Source organism: Chloroflexia bacterium SDU3-3 (genome assembly GCA_009268125.1).
Taxonomy (GTDB): domain Bacteria; phylum Chloroflexota; class Chloroflexia; order Chloroflexales; family Roseiflexaceae; genus SDU3-3.
Genome location: WBOU01000015.1, coordinates 1 through 18,184 on the forward strand (window position 1 = coordinate 1; position 18,184 = coordinate 18,184).

Genomic DNA, 18,184 nt, shown 5'->3' on the forward strand with positions numbered 1-18,184 from the left:
GCCCGAAGGCACCGCGTGCGACTTGCATGCATTAGGCACGCCGCCAGCGTTCGTCCTGAGCCAGGATCAAACTCTTCATCGCTGGTGTAGCACTGCTGTGCCACCCAGGACGGGCGATAGTTTTGGCTCACCTCATCATCACGATTCAGTTGTACAGGTGCAAGGCGACCGAGTCTTGGCGATAAAAAACCAGGCGATTGAGGGTGAACCTCAACCCCTGGCACCCGAGGGTGCAAATTGTCGAGCCAGAAACTCTGTAGCTGTTGGGTCTGCCGCGAGGGCGAGACCTTCAGATGGTCGCGGGTGTTGATTGAGCAACCTGTGTATCGTACCACCGCCGAGCGATTTTGTCAAATCGACTCGCCGGAGCGGTTCGAGACGGTTTCAGTTGTTCGGGTTCCGGGCGGCGGCGCCGCTCGCAACGGGGCGTACTATAGCACCCACCCCGCTTTTTGTCAAATGGGCGTAAGGCGGGCGCTAGGCGGCTTGCTCTAGCGGGTCGAGCAGGCTGTTCCAGAGCTTCATGCGCTCGGGGTCGCCGCCGACATCGGGGTGGTGCAGGCGGGCCATGGCCTTGCGCACCGCGCTGGCCTCCTCGGCGGAGAGGCGGAGGGGCAGATTGCTGATGCTGATGGTGCGGGTGCCGTTTTGGGCCTGGGCCTTCCACTCGTCGCGCTCGCGGGCGATCTTGCTGCTCTCGCGGGTGGCCTCAAGCAGATTTGCCACCGTCAGCTGGTAGGCGCGCTGGGTCTCGGCGTGGCGGGCCTGCTCTTTGCTGAGCTGGCGCAGCAGGGTGCGGATGGTCTTGTGACATTCGACCAGCTGATCTTGCAGCCAGCTGATATCGGCCCCAGGTGGGATAGGTTGTTCTTCAAGCATCCGAGCAGCGCTCCTTATTGAATCAAAAGGTGTGCAGATAGTATACCTGATAGCGTTGCTGGATGCTAGATCCAGGCTTTTTTCACGATGTCATAAAAGTAGGCGCTGCCAAATGTTTGGCAGCGCCTAGCGCGACATAAGTGTAGACGCTGCCGTGGATGCGGCAGCGTCTGCGTATTCTTATATGTGACGCTTTGGGTAGCTCGCTGGGTTCTGCGGGAGCTTCGGCTCCCAGCTATGGAGCAGCCAGAGCGAGAGAATCCCGATCACAAGACCGATAGCGACCGATAGAAGAAAGAGTGCCATGGCCATGTTCTCCTTGGGTAGTGTGCCGATATGCTGCTCTTAGATAGCAGGAACTGTGCCAGCGGCGGGCGCGATCTCGATGACCTCGCTTTCGCTCAGCGGCTTCTCTGGCTGCTCGAATGTCTGGGGAGCGTAGAGCTCGACGTAGCCGCACGCCGAACAGACCTGCGCGCTGATCGGCTGCGGGTCGGTTCCGATGGTGCCTGCCACGAACACATCGCCCATGGCGGTTACGAGCTTGGTGGTGCGGGTTTCGTTGTCGCACTTGGGGCAGCGGATCATGGTTCGCTCCTTCCTTGCCTACCTGGGCGATCAAGAGCAACTGCTGTGCCATGGCTGCTGGTCGTGGGGCTGAATGCGGATGTGGGCCAGGTCGAGCCACTGCGGCGCGGGAGCATCTAGCAGCCCCCAGCCGAAGCGCCCCCAGGGCGTGGCGACGGCCCACTGGTTGTCGACCCAGGCCACGAAGCCGAGCGGGCCGCGCGGCGCTTGGTCAGCCTGGTGCAGCAGCTGGCCATCGCAGAGGAAGCGGGCGCTGCCCAGACCCCACTGGATGCTGTAGGTGCGCCACTGGTCGCTGGGCGCGGCTATAGGGCGCTCGCTGATGGCCAGATCGCGCTGGATGGGTGGCCAGATGCGCTGGCGCAGGCGCGGCGAGCGGCAGAGCAGCATGGCGGCGGGGGCCAGCGCGGCCCAGCGCATGGCGCGGGCGGTGGTGGCGTCGAGCGCGGCGCACTTCCAGCCCTGGCCTGCCACGCCCTGGGCCAGCGGCATGTCGGACGGCGGCGAGGCGTGGAAGAACCACAGCGCCGCCGGGAGCGCGGGCGCGCCGCCCAGCGGCGAGAAGGGGTTGTTCCAGAACCCGAAGCCCGCTGTGCCCAGCAGCGGGCCGCTGGCCCTGGCGCGCAGCGTGAGCGTGAGCGGCGGACGCCAGGGGAAATCGCGCCGCCGCAGCTGGGCGTAATCGTCGATCTGGGCATCGCTGTAGGCGCGCGGGCTGGCCCCCAAGGTGAGCAGGCGCAGGCCGTGCGGCAGGATGGCGAGGTGGCCCCCGCCCACGGCGGTGCTGCGCCAGCGGCGCTGCGGCGGCGCGCGAAAATCTTCGAGGAGCATGGTGACCCCCGGTGTCTCTGTTAACAATCGGCCAAAGTGCTGCTATACTAGGGCAACCTGATCAGACGAACTGAAAAGAAGCTCGGGTGCCTATGTACTGCTACCCTGGCGCGCTGCACATGCACACCATCCACTCGGATGGCACGGGCACGGTCGCCGATCTGGTGCAGGCGGCCCGCGAGGCAGGCCTGCGCTGGATCATCATCACCGACCACGACACGCTGGCTGGGCGGCCCGAGCAGGGCTGGCACCACGAGGTGCTGACCTTGGTCGAGCATGAGATCACGCCGGATCGCAACCATTTCCTGGCGCTGAACCTGGATGCGGTGGTGGATAGAACACTTCCGCCGCAGCAGTTTATCGACGTGGTGTACCAGCAGGGTGGCTTCGGTATCATCGCGCACCCCGATGAGGTCGTCAAGAGCAAGTTCAAGGATATCTACCGCTGGGATGACTGGCAGATCGATGGGCCGACGCAGCGCGGCGGCAGGCCGTTTGGCATCGAGCTGTGGAATGCCATGAGCGACTGGGGCGAGCAGCTGACTGAGTGGAACCAGATCCCCATGGTGCTGATGCCGCGCCTGGGGATCAGCGGGCCAACCCCAGCCACGCTCGACTGGTGGGATCAGCTGAACCAGAGCGGGAAGCGCACCTTCGGCGTGGCGGGCGTGGATGCCCACGCGTTTAAGCGCCAGGCCCCCTGGGGCGAGGTGACGGTGCTGCCCTACCGCTGGATCTTCGGCACGCTGACCAACTATGTGGTGCTGCGCGACCCGCTCTCGCCGGATGCGGCGCGGGCCAAGGCCCAGATCTACCAGGCGATCGGCGAGGGGCGGCTGTACTTCGCCAACCGCCTGCTGGGCGAGTGCCCATCGCTGTCGTTCTACGCCGAGTACGGCGGCAGGCGCTTTATGATGGGCGATACGGCTACACGGCGCGATCTGCCGCTGACCTTCCACGCCGACATGGGCTGCGACGCCGATGTGCAGCTGATCTACAATGGCCGAGTGGCGGCGCGCGGCCTGCGCCTGCTGCGCCACACCGTGACGCAGGCGGGCGTGTACCGCCTGGAGGCCTACCGCCGTGGCCGCGCCTGGGTGTACACGAATCCGATCTATGTTGAGGTCTAGCGGGCCACCGTGGCCCGCCTTCGAGGAGAAGGTATGGCTTCCGAACTACACGATGATCTGGTGCGGCTGACCTGCGACCTGATGCTGATCCCGTCGGTGGCCGATAGCCCCGAGCAGCTGCGTGCGGCGATCGACTATGCCGAGGAGTACGCCCGCGCCATCCCCGGCGTGTTTCTGCACCGAGGCGAGTATGGCGGCAAGCCGCACCTGGTAGCCACGCTGCGCGACACCAAGACGCCCGCGCTGTTCCTGAACGCGCACCTCGATGTGGTGCCCGGGCGCCCGGCGCAGTTCACGCCCGAGCTGCGCGATGGCCGGATCTACGGTCGTGCCAGCCAGGACATGAAGGGCTCGGGCGCGGTGCTGCTGCGGCTGCTGCGCGACCTGGCGGCGCTGCCCGAGCGCCCCGATGTGGGTTTCCAGTTTGTGAGTGACGAGGAGATCGGCGGGGACTTTGGCACGGGCACGCTGGCCGCGCAGGGCTGGGACTGCCAGTTTTTCCTGGCCGCCGAGCCGACCGACCTGGAGATCTGCTACGCCCACAAGGGTGTGCTGTGGGTGGAGGTGGAGCTGCACGGCACACCCGCGCACGGCTCGCGGCCCTGGGCGGGCGCAAATGCCCTGGCCGAGCTGCGCGATGGCCTGGTGGCCATGGAGCGGCGCTACCCCACCCCCGACGAGGCGGCCTGGCTCACCACCTCGGTGCCAACCCTCATCCAGGGCGGCGAGGCCAGCAACCGCCTGCCCGAGCGCGTGCTGCTGACGCTGGATGTGCGCCATATCCCCGACGAGACCCCCGAGCAGGTGGTGGCGGCGCTCCAAGAGTGCTTCCCCACCGCCGAGGTGCGGCTGGTGCGCAGCGGCCCGCCGCTGGATACCGCGCCCGACCACCCGCTGGTGCAGCGGCTGGCGGCGGCGGTGGAGGGTGTCACGGGCAAGCCCGCCGGGTTCTACCGCGAGCACTTCTCGACCGACGCTCGCTTCTACAGCGCGAAGGGCACGCCCGCCGTGTGCCTGGGGCCGGTGGGCTACGGTCTGCACTCCGATGAGGAGTGGGTGGAGATCGACAGCCTTGTGCAGCTCTACCACGCGCTGGCTGCCTTCGCCCGCACGTTCTAGCAAGGCAGGTTTACCACCAAGGCTCCAAGACTCCAAGATTCTTGATTCCAAGGCTCCACATTTCTGGAGCCTTGGTCTTTTTTTGAGCAGTATTCCTCACCTCGCTTTTCTCGTGTACAATGGGAGAGCGCGGGCGCTGTGCTCGCCACTAGCCGAGAGACCACCCATGCCCCCGATGATCCACGGCCCGCTTCCCCCTCCAGCTGTCGCCTAGCGGCGGCAGGTGCCCCCTGACCTGCGCGGGTTGCTGACCCGTGCCTCGGCGTGCCCCTGTCTGATGTTCGCTGCTGACATGTGGCCGCGCGTGCTGCGCGGTGTGTTGTGCTACCAACGACAGGGGAGAAAACCTATGCGATCCAATATGCGACCTGCGGCGCGGGCCTCGGTGGGGGCTGGCGTGCTGATGATTGTGCTGGCCTCGGCGATGTGGGGGACGGTGGGCGTGGCGACCCAGCTGATCTACGGGATGTCGCAGGCCAACGCGCTGACGGTGGGCTTCTTTCGGCTGGCGATCGCCGCGCCGGTGCTGCTGGCGGCTGGCTGGCTGCTGCTGGGGCGGCGGATGTTCGCGGTGCGGCGGCGCGACTGGTGGCTGTTTGCGGGCATCGGGGCGCTGACGGCGGCCTACCAGGTGTGCCTGTTCTCGGCCATCCCGTTTGTGGGGGTGTCGATCGCGGTGGTGGTGACGCTGTGCGTCGCGCCGGTGGTGGTGGCGCTGGCTAGCGTGTGGCTGTTCGGCGAGCCGCTGACGCGCAGGGTGGTGCTGGCGCTGGCCTGCGCGCTGGGCGGCACCGCGCTGCTGGCGGGCGGCGGGGCTGGCCTGCCCAGCGAGCCGGGGGCGGTGCTGCTGGGTGTGGCGCTGGCGGTCGGCTCGGCGGTCGGCTACGCGGGCATCGCGCTGATCGGGCGGGCGCAGGCGGGGCGCTACCACCCCATCCAGCCGGTGGCGTTCGGGTTTGGGTTCGGCGCGCTGCTGCTGCTGCCCTGTGCGCTGGCCCAGGGGCTGGTGGTGGATCTGCCGCCGCTGGCCTGGGGGCTGCTGCTGCACCTGGGGCTGCTGCCGACGGCGCTGGGCTATGTGCTGTTCTTCTTCGGCATACGCGGGGTGCGCGCCACGGCGGCCAGCGTGATCACGCTGATCGAGCCGCTGACGGCGGCGGCGCTGGCCTGGGCGATGTTCGGCGAGCGCCTGAGCGCGGCGGGCGGCCTGGGGGCGATGCTGCTGCTGGCGGCGATTGGGCTGCTTTCGTGGCGCGAGGCTGGGCCGCAGCGGGCGGCGCGGTCGGCTTCTGGGGGGTAGCTTTTTTGCTTTCCTGCGTCGGCCCGACCATAGGCGATGCTTTGTGGGTTGCGCGGTCGGGCCGACCGGCTGCGGCCTCGATGATGATGGCTGCTTGTGTTTGGTGGGTGGATGCCCTGCGCAGGCGGTGCCTAGGGGCCAGCCCTCACATGGCGTCACGTTTTGACGGGTTTGTCATCAGTGATGGCGGTGGTGCTTGTTTGGTGGGTGGATGCCCTGCGCGGGCGGCGACTAGGGGCCAGCCCTCACATGGCGTCACGTTTTGACGGGTTTGTCATCAGTGATGGCGGTGGTGCTTGTTTGGTGGGTGGATGCCCTGCGCGGGCGGCGACTAGGGGCCAGCCCCTAGTAACCCCGCGAGGGGGTGTGACCCCCTTCGAACCCTCAATTTTGAGTGTTCCTGTGCTGAAAGCTGGCTGCTGATGTTCGTGCATATGGCCATCAATACACAAGCGACATCTTCGCCGCATGGGCTGGGTGGGTGAAGTGGGCGAGCGGTCGACGAAGGCGGGTGAGCGCTTGACGAAGGCGGGTGAGCGGTCGACGAAGGCGGGTGAGCGGTCGACGAAGGCGGGTGAGCGGTCGACGAAGGCGGGTGAGCGCTTGACGAAGGCGGGTGAGCGGTCGACAAAGGCGGGTGAGCGGTCGACAAAGGCGGGTGAGCGCTTGACGAAGGTGGGTGAACGCTTGACGAAGGTGGGTGAACGCTTGAGGAAGGCGGGTGAGCGCTTGAGGAAGGCGGGTGAGCGCTTGAGGAAGGCGGGTGAGCGCTCAACGAGGGCTTTCCATCCACCTAGCCCATCCGGCGAAGGTGCCGCTGGGGTTTTGCTGGCCATGATCACCACCAGGGCGGTAGTGCGGTGCGCAGGAGGCGGGCTGAAATTTCTTCTTCTGGGGCCGTCAGGCAAGGTGGATTGAGCGCGGGGCCATGGGCAAGATATGGTACACTATCGGCATCTGAGGCGATGTATAAGGTTTTTAGACAGAAGGTTTCCGATGCGACGTGCGTTTTTTCCGATGCTGTGTGTTGCGCTGGTTCTGACCGCCTGCGGTGGCGCTGCCGATCTGACGGTGGCGGTGCCGCCGAATAGCAAGGTGGTCGAGACCACGGGCGCATCGACTGTTGACACGCTGATCACATCCTGGCGCAATACGGTGCCGGCCTCGATGACCGAGCGCGGCATCAAGGCCGAGTCGCTGGAGCAGAAGGTCTACACCACCACCGATTCGCTGGAGGCGGTGCAGGCGTACTATGAGGCGAAGTTCAAGGACCAGAACGGCTGGACGCGCTCGATGCGCTCGCCGGGGCTGGATGCGGCGCAGGGTATCCTGATCGAGGGCTACGAGCATAGCGGCACCTCGATGGTGGTGGGGGCGATCGATGCCTCGAAGTACGGCGGCAGCGGCGTAGTGATCTACACGGCCACCGGCCACAAGTAGGCCGCCCAACAGAGGGTATAGCAAAACCGCGCGCCCAGCTGGGCGCGCGGTTTTGCTGTGTGCTGTAGGGTGGGAGCTAGAGGCCCAGGGCCACGCCGCCGTGCTGCACAAAGCTGACCACCAGGCCGGGCAGCACGCCCACCAGCAGGATGCCGACGGCGGCCACCACCAGGGCGACGCGCAGGCCGGTGCCGGTGAAGGTCTGCACCTCGCGCGATGGCTCGCTGGTGAACATACGCAGGATGACGCGCAGGTAAAAGAAGGCCGAGATCGCCGAGGTGGCCACGCCGATCAGGGTGAGCCAGCCGAGGCCGCCCGACCAGACCGCCGAGAACACGTAGAGCTTGCCCACGAAGCCTGCGGTGAGCGGCACGCCCGCCAGCGAGAGCATGGCCAGAGTCATGGCCGTGGCCAGCCAGGGCGAGCGGCCAAACAGGCCCGAGAGGTCATCCAGGCTCCAGGCGGCCTCGCCGCGGCGCTCTAGCGCGATCAGCACGCCGAAGGCGGCCATGTTGGAGAGCGCGTAGGTGACGAGGTAGAAGACCACGCTCTGCAGGCCCAGCTCGCGGTTGGCGGCGGTCGCGCCAGCGCCGATCACGCCTAGCAGGATGTAGCCAGCATGGCCCACGCTGGAGTAGGCCAGCATGCGCTTGACGTTGGTCTGCACCACCGCGCCGATGTTGCCCGCCAGCATGGTGAGCGCGGCGGTGATGGCCAGGATGGGCAGCCACACGGCGGCCTGCGCCCCGAAGGCGAAGACCAGCAGCCGGGCCAGCGCCGCAAACGCGCCCGCCTTGACGGCGACCGACATGAAGGCGGTGACCGGCGTGGGCGAGCCCTCGTAGACATCGGGCGTCCACATGTGGAAGGGGGCCATGGAGACCTTGTAGCCGAAGCCCACGATCAGCAGGCCGATGCCGATCAGCAGCAGCAGGTTGTCGCTGGCGGTGAAGGTCGGCAGCGCGCTGGCGGCGGCGATCTCGCCCAGGCTCGATTTGCCGGTCGCGCCGTAGATCAGGGCGATGGCGAAGACCAGAAAGCCGGTGGCGAAGCCGCCGAAGATCAGGTACTTGATCGCCGCCTCCTCGGAGGCCACCCGCGCGTGGGCGAAGCCAGCGAGGATGTAGAGGATGATCGACAGCAGCTCCAGCCCCAGGAACAGCGCGATCAGATCCTGGCCCTGGGCCAGCAGCATGATCGCGCCGGTGGCCAGCATCACCAGCGGGTAGAACTCGCCGCGCTCGATGCCCTGGCGGGGCAGGTACTCTAGCGCCAGCAGCACGGTGATGATCGCCACGCCCAGCGCCACCAGCACGATGCCCTGGGCGAAGGGGTCGAGGCCGATCATGGGCGCTCTGCTCTCGGCGTTGAGGAAGGTGCCCTCGGTGCCAGTGGGCTGGATGATCGCCGCCACGGCGGATGCGGCCAGGCCCAGCACGGCCAGCCAGCCGACGGCCCGCTTGTCCGCCACGAACAGGTCGATCACCAGCAGGATGATCGCCCAGCCGAAGGCGATGGCCATCGGCAGCACCACGCCGATGTTTTCAAACAGGGGAAGTGGGAGTTTTTCTGACATAATGCTTCTCGCTCGCTGGCCGTCTTATTTCAATGCTAGCGCCTGAGAGACGCCAGATGCGATCTGCTGAAGGGTGGCCTGCATCGGCGCGAACACCATGTTGGGGTAGATGCCGATGATCACCACCAGGGCCACCAGCGCGCCCAGCAGCGCGATCTCGCGCCCGGTGAGGTCGGTGAAGCCCTCGTTGGCGGGGCGAAGCTCGCCCATGAACACGCGGCGGAACATGGTGAGCAGGTAGGCCGCCGCCAGGATGACGCCGATCACGCCCACGATGATGTAGGCCGGGCCGAGCGCGCTGGATGTCCAGGTGCCCTGCATCACGGTGAACTCGCCCGCGAAGCCCATCAGGCCGGGCAGGCCGATCGAGCCGAACACCGCTGTGAGCGCCAGCCCGCCGAGGATGGGGGCGGGCAGCCACAGGCCGCCCAGCTGCTTCACGTCGCGGGTGCCGCGCCGCGCCACGATGGCGGCGCTCACCAGGAAGAGCGCGCCGGTGGCCAGGCCGGATGCCAGCATCATGGTGATCGCGCCGGTGATGCCCAGGGCGTTCATGGCGAAGATGCCGAGCATGGCGAATCCCATGTGGCTGACGGTGGAGTAGGCCAGCACGCGCTTGATGTCGCGCTGGGCGTAGGCCGCCACCGCGCCGTAGAGGATGCTGATCACGGCCAGCACGCCCACCGCAGGCGCGGCCCAGGCGGTGGCCGCAGGCAGCAGCTGCACGGCGAAGCGGATGAGGCCGTAGCCGCCGGTCTTCTGCAGCAGGCCCAGGATGTCGATCGAGCCGTCGTCGGTGGCCTCGGCGTGGGCCAGCGGCAGCCAGGTGTGGAACGGCCACAGCGGCATCTTCACCGCGAAGGCGATAAAGAACCCGCCGAACAGCAGCCGCGCCATGGTGGTGTCGAGGCTGAGCTTGCCGGTGGCGACGCTGTCGATCAGCACGGCGATGTCGCCGGTGGCCAGGCCTGTCTGGGCGGCGTGCGTCAGGTAGAGGCCGATCATGGCCACCAGCATGAACAGCGACGCGCCGAAGTTGTAGAGGAAGAACTGGGTGGCGGCCTTCACGCGCTGCTCGCCGCCCCAGCGGCCAATCAGCAGCGCGGTGGGCACCAGCGTCAGCTCAAAGAAGATGTAGAACAGGAACATGTCCTGGGCCACGAAGGTGCCCAGCACCGAGAACTCCAGCGCCAGCAGCAGGGCCTGGAAGCCGCGCACATCGCGCTGGATGAACGCGCCGGAGGCCAGCTGCGCCACCGGGGTGAGCAGCGCCGCCAGCAGGAAGAACCAGATGCTCACGCCGTCGAGCGAGACCGCGTAGCGGATGCCGAGGCCTGGGATCCAGTCGAACGCGTCGATCATCTGGAAGCCGGGGGCGCTCCTGTCGAAGAGCGCGGCGGCCACCACGGCGATCACCAGCGTGACAAAGCCGAAGACCAGCGCGACCGTGCGTGCCAGCTGGGGCTGCTCCTTGGGCAGAAACAGCAGCGCGAGCGCGCCGACGAGCGGCAGCCAGAGCGCCAGCGAGATAAGTGGGAGACCAATCACAACCTACTCCTGTTCGGCATGCAGCGCCCAGCGCTGCGCAAAACGGCATGCTGCCGCCTGCTGCATGCCGAATGTCTACCGAAGCACAAAGTACCCCAGCAGCAGCACAACGCCGCCGAAGAACACCAACACATAGTTGCGGATCATACCGCTCTGGAGCGAGCGGAAGCCGCGCGACAGCGCGCCGACCAGCTTGCCCAGGCCCTCCACTAGCACGCCCTGGATGCCCTGCTGGTCGAACACCTCGCCCACCCAGGCCGAGAAGCCGTTGTACGGGCGGGCGAAGACATAGCTGTAGAGCCAGTCGATCCCGATGCCGTGCTCGGCTGCGGTCCAGATGTCGCCGGTGTAGTGGTACAGCGGGTCGGTCTTGCCCAGGCGGATGCGCGCGGCCCAGTCGGATCGGGCGTAGAGCCACCAGCCGCCAAACAGTGAGCCAGCCGACAGCAGCAGGGTGACGACGGCCAGGATGCCGTTGCCCAGGGTGTACTCCTCGGCGGCCTCGCCCAGCACCGGCTCAAGGTAGTGGTGCAGCGGGGCTAGGCCGGGCATGTTGATCGCGCCGCCCAGCACGGTGAGCACGGCCAGGATGATCAGCGGGGTGGTCATCAGGCTGCCGCTCTCGTGCGGGTGGTAGCTGGTGTCGCGCTGGGTGCCCCAGAAGATCAGGGCCAGCTGGCGGCCAACGTAGAAGGCCGTGAGCATGGCGGCGATGATCAGGAAGACGGCGAGCGTGGGGTTGCCCACATGGCCGGTCTCGGCGGTGCCGAACCAGGCGGCGGCGATGATCTCATCCTTCGACCAGAACCCGGCGAAGGGGAAGATACCCGCCAGCGCCAGCCCGCCCACCGCGAAGGCGCGGAAGGTGAGCGGCAGCTTGGTGCGCAGGCCGCCCATGTGGCGCATGTCCTGGATGTCGTGGGTGGCGTGGATGACCGACCCGGCGGCCAGGAACAGCAGGGCCTTGAAGAAGCCGTGGGTCAGCAGGTGGAACATGGCCGTGGTGGTCGCGCCCATACCGGCGGCCACCACCATGTAGCCCAGCTGCGAGACGGTGGAGTAGGCCAGCACGCGCTTGATGTCCCACTGCGCGATCGCGCTGACCGCGCCGATCAGCACGGTGAACAGGCCGAAGGCCACGATCATGCCGGGCACCCAGCTGTCCAGCGTGCCGATGCTGCTGAACAGGGTGCGGTTGCGGGCCATCAGGTACACGCCGGATGTGACCATGGTGGCCGCGTGGATGAGCGCCGAGACCGGCGTGGGGCCAGCCATAGCGTCGGGCAGCCAGGTGAACAGTGGCAGCTGGGCCGACTTGCCGGTGACGCCCACGAACAGCAGCAGGCCGATGATGCCCACCACGCTCATGCTGCCGAACGCGCCCATGTCGATGTTGCCGCCGTAGCTGGCCAGCTTCTCTAGGAAGCCATTGCCGCCGTCGTAGAAGGCCAGCGTGCCAAAGTGCGTGAAGAGCAGCAGCATGGCCAGGATGACGCCAGCGTCGCCGACGCGGTTCATCACAAAGGCCTTGATCGCCGCGCCCGCAGGCACGATCCCCGGCTCGACCGACTTGCGCTCGAACCAGAAGCCGATCAGCAGGAACGAGGCGAGGCCCACGCCCTCCCAGCCGAGGAAGAGCAGCAGCATGTTATTCGCCATGATCAGCACCAGCATCATGAAGATGAACAGGTTCAGATAGGCGAAGAAGCGGACGGCGCGGCTGTCGCCGTGGATGTAGCCGATCGAGTAGACGTGGATGAGGGTGCCCACGCCGGTGACGAGCAGCGCCATCACCACGGTCAGCTGGTCGAACAGCACGCCTACCGAGACGCTGAAATCCCCGATGCTGAACCAGCTGTACAGGTTCACGAGGATGCGCTGGCCCTCGGGCTGCTGGGCCAGCACAGCGCTGGCCAGCAGGGTGGCGAGGAAGGCCAGCCCGGTCATGGTGCTGGCCAGCAGGCCCGCCGTGCGCTCCTCGCGGATCACAAAGGTGTTCAGCAGGAAGCCGAGCAGCGGGAATGCAGGAATCAGTAGAACGATCCAGGTCAGATTAGACATCTGGGTTCCCCAAACAAAATACACATTGCGAAAGCATGGCGGCCGAGGCGGCTAGCCCTTGAGCGAGCGCACCTCGTCGATATCGGTCGTCTTGCGGCTCTGGAAGATAGCGACCAGCAGCGCCAGGCCGACCGCGACCTCGGCGGCGGCCACCACCATCACAAAGAACACCAGCACCTGCCCGCTGACATCCTGCCGGGCCTGGGCGAAGGCCACCAGCGCCAGGTTGGCCGCGTTAAGCATCAGCTCGATCGACATAAAGACGATCAGGGTGTTGCGGCGGATCAGCACGCCCAGCGCGCCGATGATGAAGAGCGCCGCAGCCAGCATGACCACGTAGTGCGTTGGAATCATGGTCCTACCGCCTTTCCGGAAGCTGCGTGAGATCCGGCGACTCCTGCGCGATCTCGCGGGCGTGCTCGCGGCTGATGCGGCGGCTCAGCACCACCACACCCACCACCGCCGCCAGTAGGATGACCGAGGTGATCTCGAACGGGAACAGGTAATCGGTAAAAAGGGCCTTGGCCACATTTTCGGGCGAGGCGAAATCAGGTTTCGCAGCCACCTGGGTCACATTGACGCGGAACAGAAATACCGAGATGGCCTCGACCAGCAGCACCGCCGCCAGCACCAGCGCCACGGGGCGCTGCCAGGGCGTGCTATCCTTGGCCGGCTCGTCGGTCTCGGCCCCCAGCAGCATCACCACGAACAGGAACAGCACGATGATCGCGCCGGCGTAGATGATCAGCTGGGTGATGAAGAGGAACGGGGCCTGGAGCAGCAGGTACAGCACGCCGATCGCGCCGAAGTTCAGCAGCAGGAACAGCGCGCTGTGGACCGCGTTGTGGGCGGTGAGCATGGCGACCGCCCCGATCAGCGCGATGATGGCCGTGATGATAAAAACAGCGATTTCCATAGTTTCTCGCAGCACTCAAGAGCCAAGAGCGCGCTCTTGGCTCCTGGCTTCTCCGCTTACAAATCGATCTGGGCGGGCGGGCTAGGCCGACGATCCAGCTGCTGAAGGATGGGCGGGATCTCGCCGTGGCCCTTGTCGGCGGGGATCAGCAGCATGTCCTTGGTGTAGATCGAGCTGCCGCGCTCGAAGAAGGACAGCTCGTACTGGTGCTCCAGCACAATCGCGTTGGTGGGGCAGGCATCCTCGCAGTAGCCGCAGAAGATGCAGCGCAGCATGTTGATCTCGTACCGCGCCGCGTAGCGCTCGCCGGGCGAGTTGGGCTTCTGGGGGTCGTTCTCGGCGGGCACCACCAGGATGGCGTCGGCGGGGCAGGCCGCCGCGCAGAGCGCGCAGCCGATGCAGCGCTCCATGCCGTTCTCGAAGCGCTTCAGCTCGTGCCGCCCGCGAAATCGCTCGCGCACGGGGCGCTTGACCTCGGGGTACTGCACGGTGACGGGCTTGCGGAACAGGTATTTGAAGGTGGTGCTCAGCCCTTTGACGAATGCTCCAATCATCTTTTTCCCTCTGGCAGGCATCGGCCAGGCTCGCCGCGCGGGCAGGGCCTGGCCGACACCCGTGATGTGTAACTAGCTCGTCTTCCGCACCAGGGTCACCTGGCTCTTCGGCTTGCTCGACTTGGTCTGCGAGGTGACAACGGCGAGCACGATGATACCCGCCACGAAGCCCACCCCGGCCACGGCCAGCGTATTGTCGGGGAAGGCCACGTTGGTCACCGCGATGATCGCGATGTTGACCAGCGCCAGCGGCAGCAGCACCTTCCAGCCCAGGTCCATCAGCTGGTCGTAGCGGGTGCGCGGGATGGTGGCGCGGATCCACACGGCGAAGAACGAGAGCGCGAAGGTCTTCAGCAGGAAGACCACCAGGGTGATGATACCGAACACAGCCTGGCCGAACATCTGGCCCAGCGCACCGTTCAGGCCGGTGGCCACCACGCCGCCGATCTCCAGGCCGGGGAATGTCCAGCCGCCTAGGAACAGCATGGCGCACACCGCGTTCATGGCCACGAGCTTGATATACTCGGTCATGAAGAACAGCGCGAACTTCATTGAGCCGAACTCGGTGTTGTAGCCGCCCACCAGCTCCTGCTCGGCCTCAACGAGGTCGAAGGGCGAGCGCACCACCTCGGCGGTGGATGCCACCAAGAAGATCACGAAGCCGAGGATCTGCGGGATGATGTTCCACATGCCCTGCTGCGCCGCCACGATCTCGGAGGTGCGGAAGGACTGCGCCTGCATCACCACGCCCAGCACCGCTAGGCCCAGCGCCAGCTCGTAGGAGATGACCTGGGCCGAGGCGCGCACGCCACCCAGCATGGAGTACTTGCTATTGGAAGACCAGCCCGCGATGGCCAGGCCATACACGCCCAGCGAGGTGACCGCCAGGATGTAGAGCACGCCCACGTCGATGTCGGCCACCTGGAGCCAGTTATCCTGCCACGGCCCGGGCCACCAGCCCAGCGGCAGCGTGGCCCAGATGATGATCGCCGGGATGACGGCGAAGGCCGGGGCCAGGATGTAGACCCACTTGTCGGCCATCAGCGGCACCACATCTTCTTTGAAGAAGAGCTTGCCGGCCTCGGCCACCGGCTGGAGAAAGCCGTTGAGCAGCTTGCGCCCGCCGGGCAGCGGGATGTAGCCTGCGCGGTTGGGGCCGATGCGGTTCTGCATCCGCGCGAGCGTCTTGCGCTCGAACAGTGTGAAGTAGGCGAAGATCGTCGTCGCGCCCAGAGTGATGATGATGCACTTGACGATCAGGACGATAATGTAGATCCAATCCATAGATTCTATTCCTGCCCTCTGGGGCCTCCCGCTCACGGTGAGGTGTGGGAGGCTGGCCGCCACATATGGCTTCTGGCGCTAGCCTGTCGGCCAGGCGCGAAAAGAAGCGCTTGGGGGCCAAGGCAGGCCCCCAGCGCCATTCCTACTCCGCCTTGGCCAGGCTCACCGCCGTGTGCGCGCCGGTGAGCACCGCGCCCAGGTTTGCGCCCGCCACATCGGGGATGAGCACCGCGCCCGCGTCTAGCCCGGTCTCGATCTGCACCGGCAGCGTCACGCTGCCTGCGGCGGATGTGACCGTGACCAGCTCGCCCAGGCCCACGTTCAGGCTGCCGCTGTCGGCGGTGCTGAGGATAACGTGGGCCGGAACCTGGCGGCTGGCCAGCTTCGAGCCGCGCACCCAGCTGCCGCCGCTGTAGGCGCGCGCCACCGGGATGAGCGTCAGCTTGCCCGCGTCGGCGCTGCCGCCCTGCGGCTGGGCTAGGCCGATCTGGAAGATGCCCTTGGCCTCTTCGGCGGTGGCGGCCAGCTGGATGCCCACGCCCTCGGTGTTCTCGTAGGAGGTGCCGTCGTAGTAGAAGGCCTCGTTGGGCTGGCGGCCCCACGAGCCGCGGCTGTTGGAGAGCGCCGTGTAGCTGGTGCCCGCGTAGCTGGGCACGCTGCTGACGATCTGGGCGTTCACATCGGCGGCGATCAGCGCGCCCCAGCCCTTGGCCGCATCGTAGGACACGGTGCTGGTGGGCTTGCCGCCCTTCTTGGCGGGCGCAGCGGCCCCCACGGCCACTGGCGTGCGCTCAAGCACGGCCTGGGCGACCGCCTGGAAGCTCTGCCAGTCGGCGGGCAGGCTGGTGGGGCGGGCCTGGCGGAACCGCTGCACGCGGCGCTCGGCGTTGGTGTAGGTGCCATCGCGCTCGATCGGCGCGGCGGCGGGCAGCACCACGTCGGCGTACTGCGCGGTCTCGGTCAGGTACAGGTCTTGCACCACCAAGAACTGGAGGTTCTGCAGCGCCTGGGCGATCTGCGGGTTGTCGGCGGCGGGGTTGAGCGCGGCGATGTAGGCCGCCTTCACGTTGCCGCCCGCGTTCTTCCAGACCTCGGCGGCGCTCAGCCCGCCTGCGGCGATGTCGGGGCGGATGCCGAAGTCCAGCGCGCCGCGGAAGTTGCCGCCGGGGCGCAGGGCGATCAGGCCGCTGTTGGCTTTGCCCACCTTGCCGGTGAGCGCGGCCAGCGCGGCCAGCGCCTGCGGGATGGCCGGGTCGGCGGCGGCGGTGCGCCCGTAGACGATGATGCCGTTCTCGGCGCTGGCGAAGGCGCGGGCTGTGGCGCGGATGACATCGGCGGCCAGGCCGGTGGCGGCCACCAGGCTCTCGAACGAGTTCGCGCCCAGCACGCGGCGGTAGTCGTCGTTGGTGCGCAGGCGATTGGTGACAAACTCGGCGTTGGTCAGCTTCTCATCCAGCACGGCGTGGATGAGCGCCAGGGCCAGCTGGGCCTCGCTGCCGGGCCGCACGCGCACCTTGCGGGTGGCGCTGCGCTCCAGCTTGGTCGGGTAGCCGTTGGCCACCGTCAGGTCGCCGCCGCGCTGGGCGATGCCGCGCAGCCGCAGCTGGTAGATCGAGGCCTCCTCCTCGGGGTCGGCACCCAGCACCAGCACGGCGGTGCCCTTGCCCAGCTTGCTCAGGTCGGTGCCCTTGCCCACGCCGAACTGGCGCGGCTGGTCATCGATCGGCAGGTCGGCGGGGCCGCCGCTGCGGTGGTCGAGGTTGCTCGACTGCAGCACCTCGCGGAACAGGCGGTTGAAGAAGAAGAAGTCCTCGTTCGAGAGCTTGGGGCCAGCCAGGCCAGCCACCTGCGCGCCGCTCAGGCCGCCTAGCTTCTCGCCGATCAGAGCGTAGGCCTCCTCCCATGTCGCTGCGACGTGCTGGCCATTGCGCTTGATCAGCGGGGTGGTCAGGCGATCCGGCTGCTCGCTGTAGCGCTGGCCGAAGCGGCCCTTGTCGCACATCCAGATCTCGTTCACCGCATCGTTCTCGCGCGGCATCATGCGCTTCAGCTCGTTGTGGCGCGTGTCGGCGGATGTGTTGCAGCCAGCCGGGCAGAGGTTGCAGACCTGCGGGGTGGATTTCAGCTCCCAGACGCGGGATTTGAAGCGGAAGTCGGCGGAGGTGAGCGCGCCCACCGGGCAGATGTCGGTGGTGTTGCCCGAGAACTTCGAGTCGAAGCCGGGCTGGCTCTTCGAGATGATCTCCCACTTGCGACCGCGGTTGTCGAAGCCCAGCACATTGTCGTCGGCGATCTCGTCCTCGAAGCGCACGCAGCGCGAGCAGAGGATGCAGCGCTCGCGGTCGAGGTAGATCACCTCGCTCAGCGGGATGGGCTTCTGGAAGTGGATCTTGTCGCTGTAGTCGAAGCGCGAGGTCTCGGGGCCCCACTGCATCGTCAGGTTCTGCAGCGGGCACTCGCCGCCCTTATCGCACACCGGGCAGTCCAGCGGGTGGCTTGAGAGCAGGAACTCCAGCACGCCCTTCTGGGCGAACTTCACGCGGTCGGAGACGGTGTTCACCACCATGCCATCGGAGACGGGGGTTGTGCAGCCAGTCTGGAGCTTGTTCATCATCAGGGCCAGCACCGGCTTGCCATCCTCGCCCATCACAACCTGGCGGGTGGCCGGGTCGACCTTGGGGGTGTACACCTCGACGAGGCACATGCGGCACATGCCGACCGGCTTCATCTTCGGGTGGTAGCAGAACACCGGGATCGCCACCCCGCCGAGGCGGGCCGCATCCACGATATTCGTGCCAGCGGGGACACGGATAGTGGTCCCGTCGATTGTCACGGTTACATCGGGCATGGTGTATCTCGATTTCTAGCACTGACGAAGGACGAGCAACGCACAATGAAGCCCACGGGGCAGGCTTCGCTCTACGTCATTCGTCCTTCTTATCATGATGCTCTCGCCTA

The 18,184-nt window shown here is 66.7% G+C and carries 16 protein-coding genes and 1 rRNA gene; 4 read left to right on the forward strand and 13 right to left on the reverse strand.

Annotated features, from left to right (window positions below; genetic code table 11):
- From F8S13_20750 to F8S13_20765, 4 genes are all read right to left on the reverse strand, one after another.
- A 16S ribosomal RNA gene (locus F8S13_20750) occupies nt 1–80 on the reverse strand; the annotation flags it as partial.
- 397 nt (nt 81–477) lie between these two features.
- Entirely contained in the window at nt 478–879 is a 402-nt protein-coding gene (locus tag F8S13_20755) for a hypothetical protein (GenBank protein KAB8140957.1), read from the reverse strand.
- Nucleotides 880–1,224: 345 nt separating this feature from the next.
- Entirely contained in the window at nt 1,225–1,467 is a 243-nt protein-coding gene (locus F8S13_20760; GenBank protein KAB8140958.1) for a hypothetical protein, read from the reverse strand.
- 30 nt (nt 1,468–1,497) lie between these two features.
- The gene (locus tag F8S13_20765; GenBank protein KAB8140959.1) at nt 1,498–2,298 is read right to left on the reverse strand and encodes a hypothetical protein; all 801 of its coding nucleotides are present in this window, start codon (nt 2,296–2,298) and stop codon (nt 1,498–1,500) included.
- A gap of 92 nt (nt 2,299–2,390) precedes the next feature.
- Here F8S13_20765 and F8S13_20770 point away from each other — a divergent pair, with 92 nt between their 5' ends.
- The 3 genes from F8S13_20770 to F8S13_20780 all read left to right on the forward strand — a co-directional run bounded on the left by F8S13_20770 (nt 2,391) and on the right by F8S13_20780 (nt 5,847).
- A complete protein-coding gene (locus tag F8S13_20770; protein KAB8140960.1) occupies nt 2,391–3,428 on the forward strand; it encodes a phosphotransferase in 1,038 nt (345 codons plus the stop codon).
- Between the two features lie 33 nt (nt 3,429–3,461).
- Entirely contained in the window at nt 3,462–4,547 is a 1,086-nt protein-coding gene (locus F8S13_20775; GenBank protein KAB8140961.1) for a M20/M25/M40 family metallo-hydrolase, read from the forward strand.
- 361 nt (nt 4,548–4,908) lie between these two features.
- Nucleotides 4,909–5,847, forward strand: coding sequence for a DMT family transporter (locus F8S13_20780; protein KAB8141088.1), 939 nt, complete (start codon nt 4,909–4,911; stop codon nt 5,845–5,847).
- A gap of 245 nt (nt 5,848–6,092) precedes the next feature.
- Here the strand turns inward: F8S13_20780 and F8S13_20785 are convergent, their stop codons facing one another.
- A complete protein-coding gene (locus F8S13_20785) occupies nt 6,093–6,683 on the reverse strand; it encodes a hypothetical protein (protein ID KAB8140962.1) in 591 nt (196 codons plus the stop codon).
- Between the two features lie 160 nt (nt 6,684–6,843).
- On the opposite strand from F8S13_20785, the gene F8S13_20790 reads away from it, so the two are divergent.
- Nucleotides 6,844–7,287 (forward strand): hypothetical protein, encoded by a 444-nt coding sequence (locus F8S13_20790; GenBank protein KAB8140963.1) that lies wholly within the window; start codon nt 6,844–6,846, stop codon nt 7,285–7,287.
- 76 nt (nt 7,288–7,363) lie between these two features.
- Here the strand turns inward: F8S13_20790 and F8S13_20795 are convergent, their stop codons facing one another.
- The 8 genes from F8S13_20795 to nuoG all read right to left on the reverse strand — a co-directional run bounded on the left by F8S13_20795 (nt 7,364) and on the right by nuoG (nt 18,074).
- The gene (locus F8S13_20795; protein ID KAB8140964.1) at nt 7,364–8,863 is read right to left on the reverse strand and encodes an NADH-quinone oxidoreductase subunit N; all 1,500 of its coding nucleotides are present in this window, start codon (nt 8,861–8,863) and stop codon (nt 7,364–7,366) included.
- A gap of 24 nt (nt 8,864–8,887) precedes the next feature.
- Nucleotides 8,888–10,411, reverse strand: coding sequence for an NADH-quinone oxidoreductase subunit M (locus F8S13_20800; GenBank protein ID KAB8140965.1), 1,524 nt, complete (start codon nt 10,409–10,411; stop codon nt 8,888–8,890).
- Nucleotides 10,412–10,486: 75 nt separating this feature from the next.
- Nucleotides 10,487–12,472 carry an NADH-quinone oxidoreductase subunit L gene (gene nuoL / locus F8S13_20805; protein ID KAB8140966.1) on the reverse strand — a complete coding sequence of 662 codons (1,986 nt, stop codon included), beginning with the start codon at nt 12,470–12,472 and terminating at the stop codon, nt 10,487–10,489.
- A 51-nt stretch (nt 12,473–12,523) separates the two neighbouring features.
- Complete coding sequence (gene nuoK, locus F8S13_20810) at nt 12,524–12,826, reverse strand: NADH-quinone oxidoreductase subunit NuoK (protein KAB8140967.1); 303 nt, start codon at nt 12,824–12,826, stop codon at nt 12,524–12,526.
- Nucleotides 12,827–12,830: 4 nt separating this feature from the next.
- Nucleotides 12,831–13,388, reverse strand: a complete 558-nt coding sequence (locus F8S13_20815; protein KAB8140968.1) for an NADH-quinone oxidoreductase subunit J — start codon at nt 13,386–13,388, stop codon at nt 12,831–12,833.
- 56 nt (nt 13,389–13,444) lie between these two features.
- Complete coding sequence (nuoI, locus tag F8S13_20820; protein KAB8140969.1) at nt 13,445–13,942, reverse strand: NADH-quinone oxidoreductase subunit NuoI; 498 nt, start codon at nt 13,940–13,942, stop codon at nt 13,445–13,447.
- A 72-nt stretch (nt 13,943–14,014) separates the two neighbouring features.
- The gene (locus F8S13_20825) at nt 14,015–15,226 is read right to left on the reverse strand and encodes an NADH-quinone oxidoreductase subunit H (GenBank protein KAB8140970.1); all 1,212 of its coding nucleotides are present in this window, start codon (nt 15,224–15,226) and stop codon (nt 14,015–14,017) included.
- A gap of 142 nt (nt 15,227–15,368) precedes the next feature.
- Nucleotides 15,369–18,074 carry an NADH-quinone oxidoreductase subunit NuoG gene (gene nuoG / locus F8S13_20830; protein KAB8140971.1) on the reverse strand — a complete coding sequence of 902 codons (2,706 nt, stop codon included), beginning with the start codon at nt 18,072–18,074 and terminating at the stop codon, nt 15,369–15,371.
- Nucleotides 18,075–18,184 lie beyond the last annotated feature (110 nt).

What these genes read in the sequence shown, in the direction of transcription:
- F8S13_20775 (KAB8140961.1), top strand. Translation starts at nt 3,462, where the DNA reads ATGGCTTCCGAACTACACGATGATCTGGTGCGGCTGACCTGCGACCTG.
- F8S13_20790 (KAB8140963.1), top strand. Translation starts at nt 6,844, where the DNA reads ATGCGACGTGCGTTTTTTCCGATGCTGTGTGTTGCGCTGGTTCTGACC.
- F8S13_20780 (KAB8141088.1), top strand. Translation starts at nt 4,909, where the DNA reads ATGCGACCTGCGGCGCGGGCCTCGGTGGGGGCTGGCGTGCTGATGATT.
- F8S13_20795 (KAB8140964.1), bottom strand. Translation starts at nt 8,863, where the DNA reads ATGTCAGAAAAACTCCCACTTCCCCTGTTTGAAAACATCGGCGTGGTG.
- F8S13_20760 (KAB8140958.1), bottom strand. Translation starts at nt 1,467, where the DNA reads ATGATCCGCTGCCCCAAGTGCGACAACGAAACCCGCACCACCAAGCTC.
- nuoL (KAB8140966.1), bottom strand. Translation starts at nt 12,472, where the DNA reads ATGTCTAATCTGACCTGGATCGTTCTACTGATTCCTGCATTCCCGCTG.
- F8S13_20785 (KAB8140962.1), bottom strand. Translation starts at nt 6,683, where the DNA reads ATGGCCAGCAAAACCCCAGCGGCACCTTCGCCGGATGGGCTAGGTGGA.
- F8S13_20765 (KAB8140959.1), bottom strand. Translation starts at nt 2,298, where the DNA reads ATGCTCCTCGAAGATTTTCGCGCGCCGCCGCAGCGCCGCTGGCGCAGC.
- F8S13_20825 (KAB8140970.1), bottom strand. Translation starts at nt 15,226, where the DNA reads ATGGATTGGATCTACATTATCGTCCTGATCGTCAAGTGCATCATCATC.
- F8S13_20815 (KAB8140968.1), bottom strand. Translation starts at nt 13,388, where the DNA reads ATGGAAATCGCTGTTTTTATCATCACGGCCATCATCGCGCTGATCGGG.
- F8S13_20770 (KAB8140960.1), top strand. Translation starts at nt 2,391, where the DNA reads ATGTACTGCTACCCTGGCGCGCTGCACATGCACACCATCCACTCGGAT.
- F8S13_20755 (KAB8140957.1), bottom strand. Translation starts at nt 879, where the DNA reads ATGCTTGAAGAACAACCTATCCCACCTGGGGCCGATATCAGCTGGCTG.
- nuoK (KAB8140967.1), bottom strand. Translation starts at nt 12,826, where the DNA reads ATGATTCCAACGCACTACGTGGTCATGCTGGCTGCGGCGCTCTTCATC.
- nuoI (KAB8140969.1), bottom strand. Translation starts at nt 13,942, where the DNA reads ATGATTGGAGCATTCGTCAAAGGGCTGAGCACCACCTTCAAATACCTG.
- nuoG (KAB8140971.1), bottom strand. Translation starts at nt 18,074, where the DNA reads ATGCCCGATGTAACCGTGACAATCGACGGGACCACTATCCGTGTCCCC.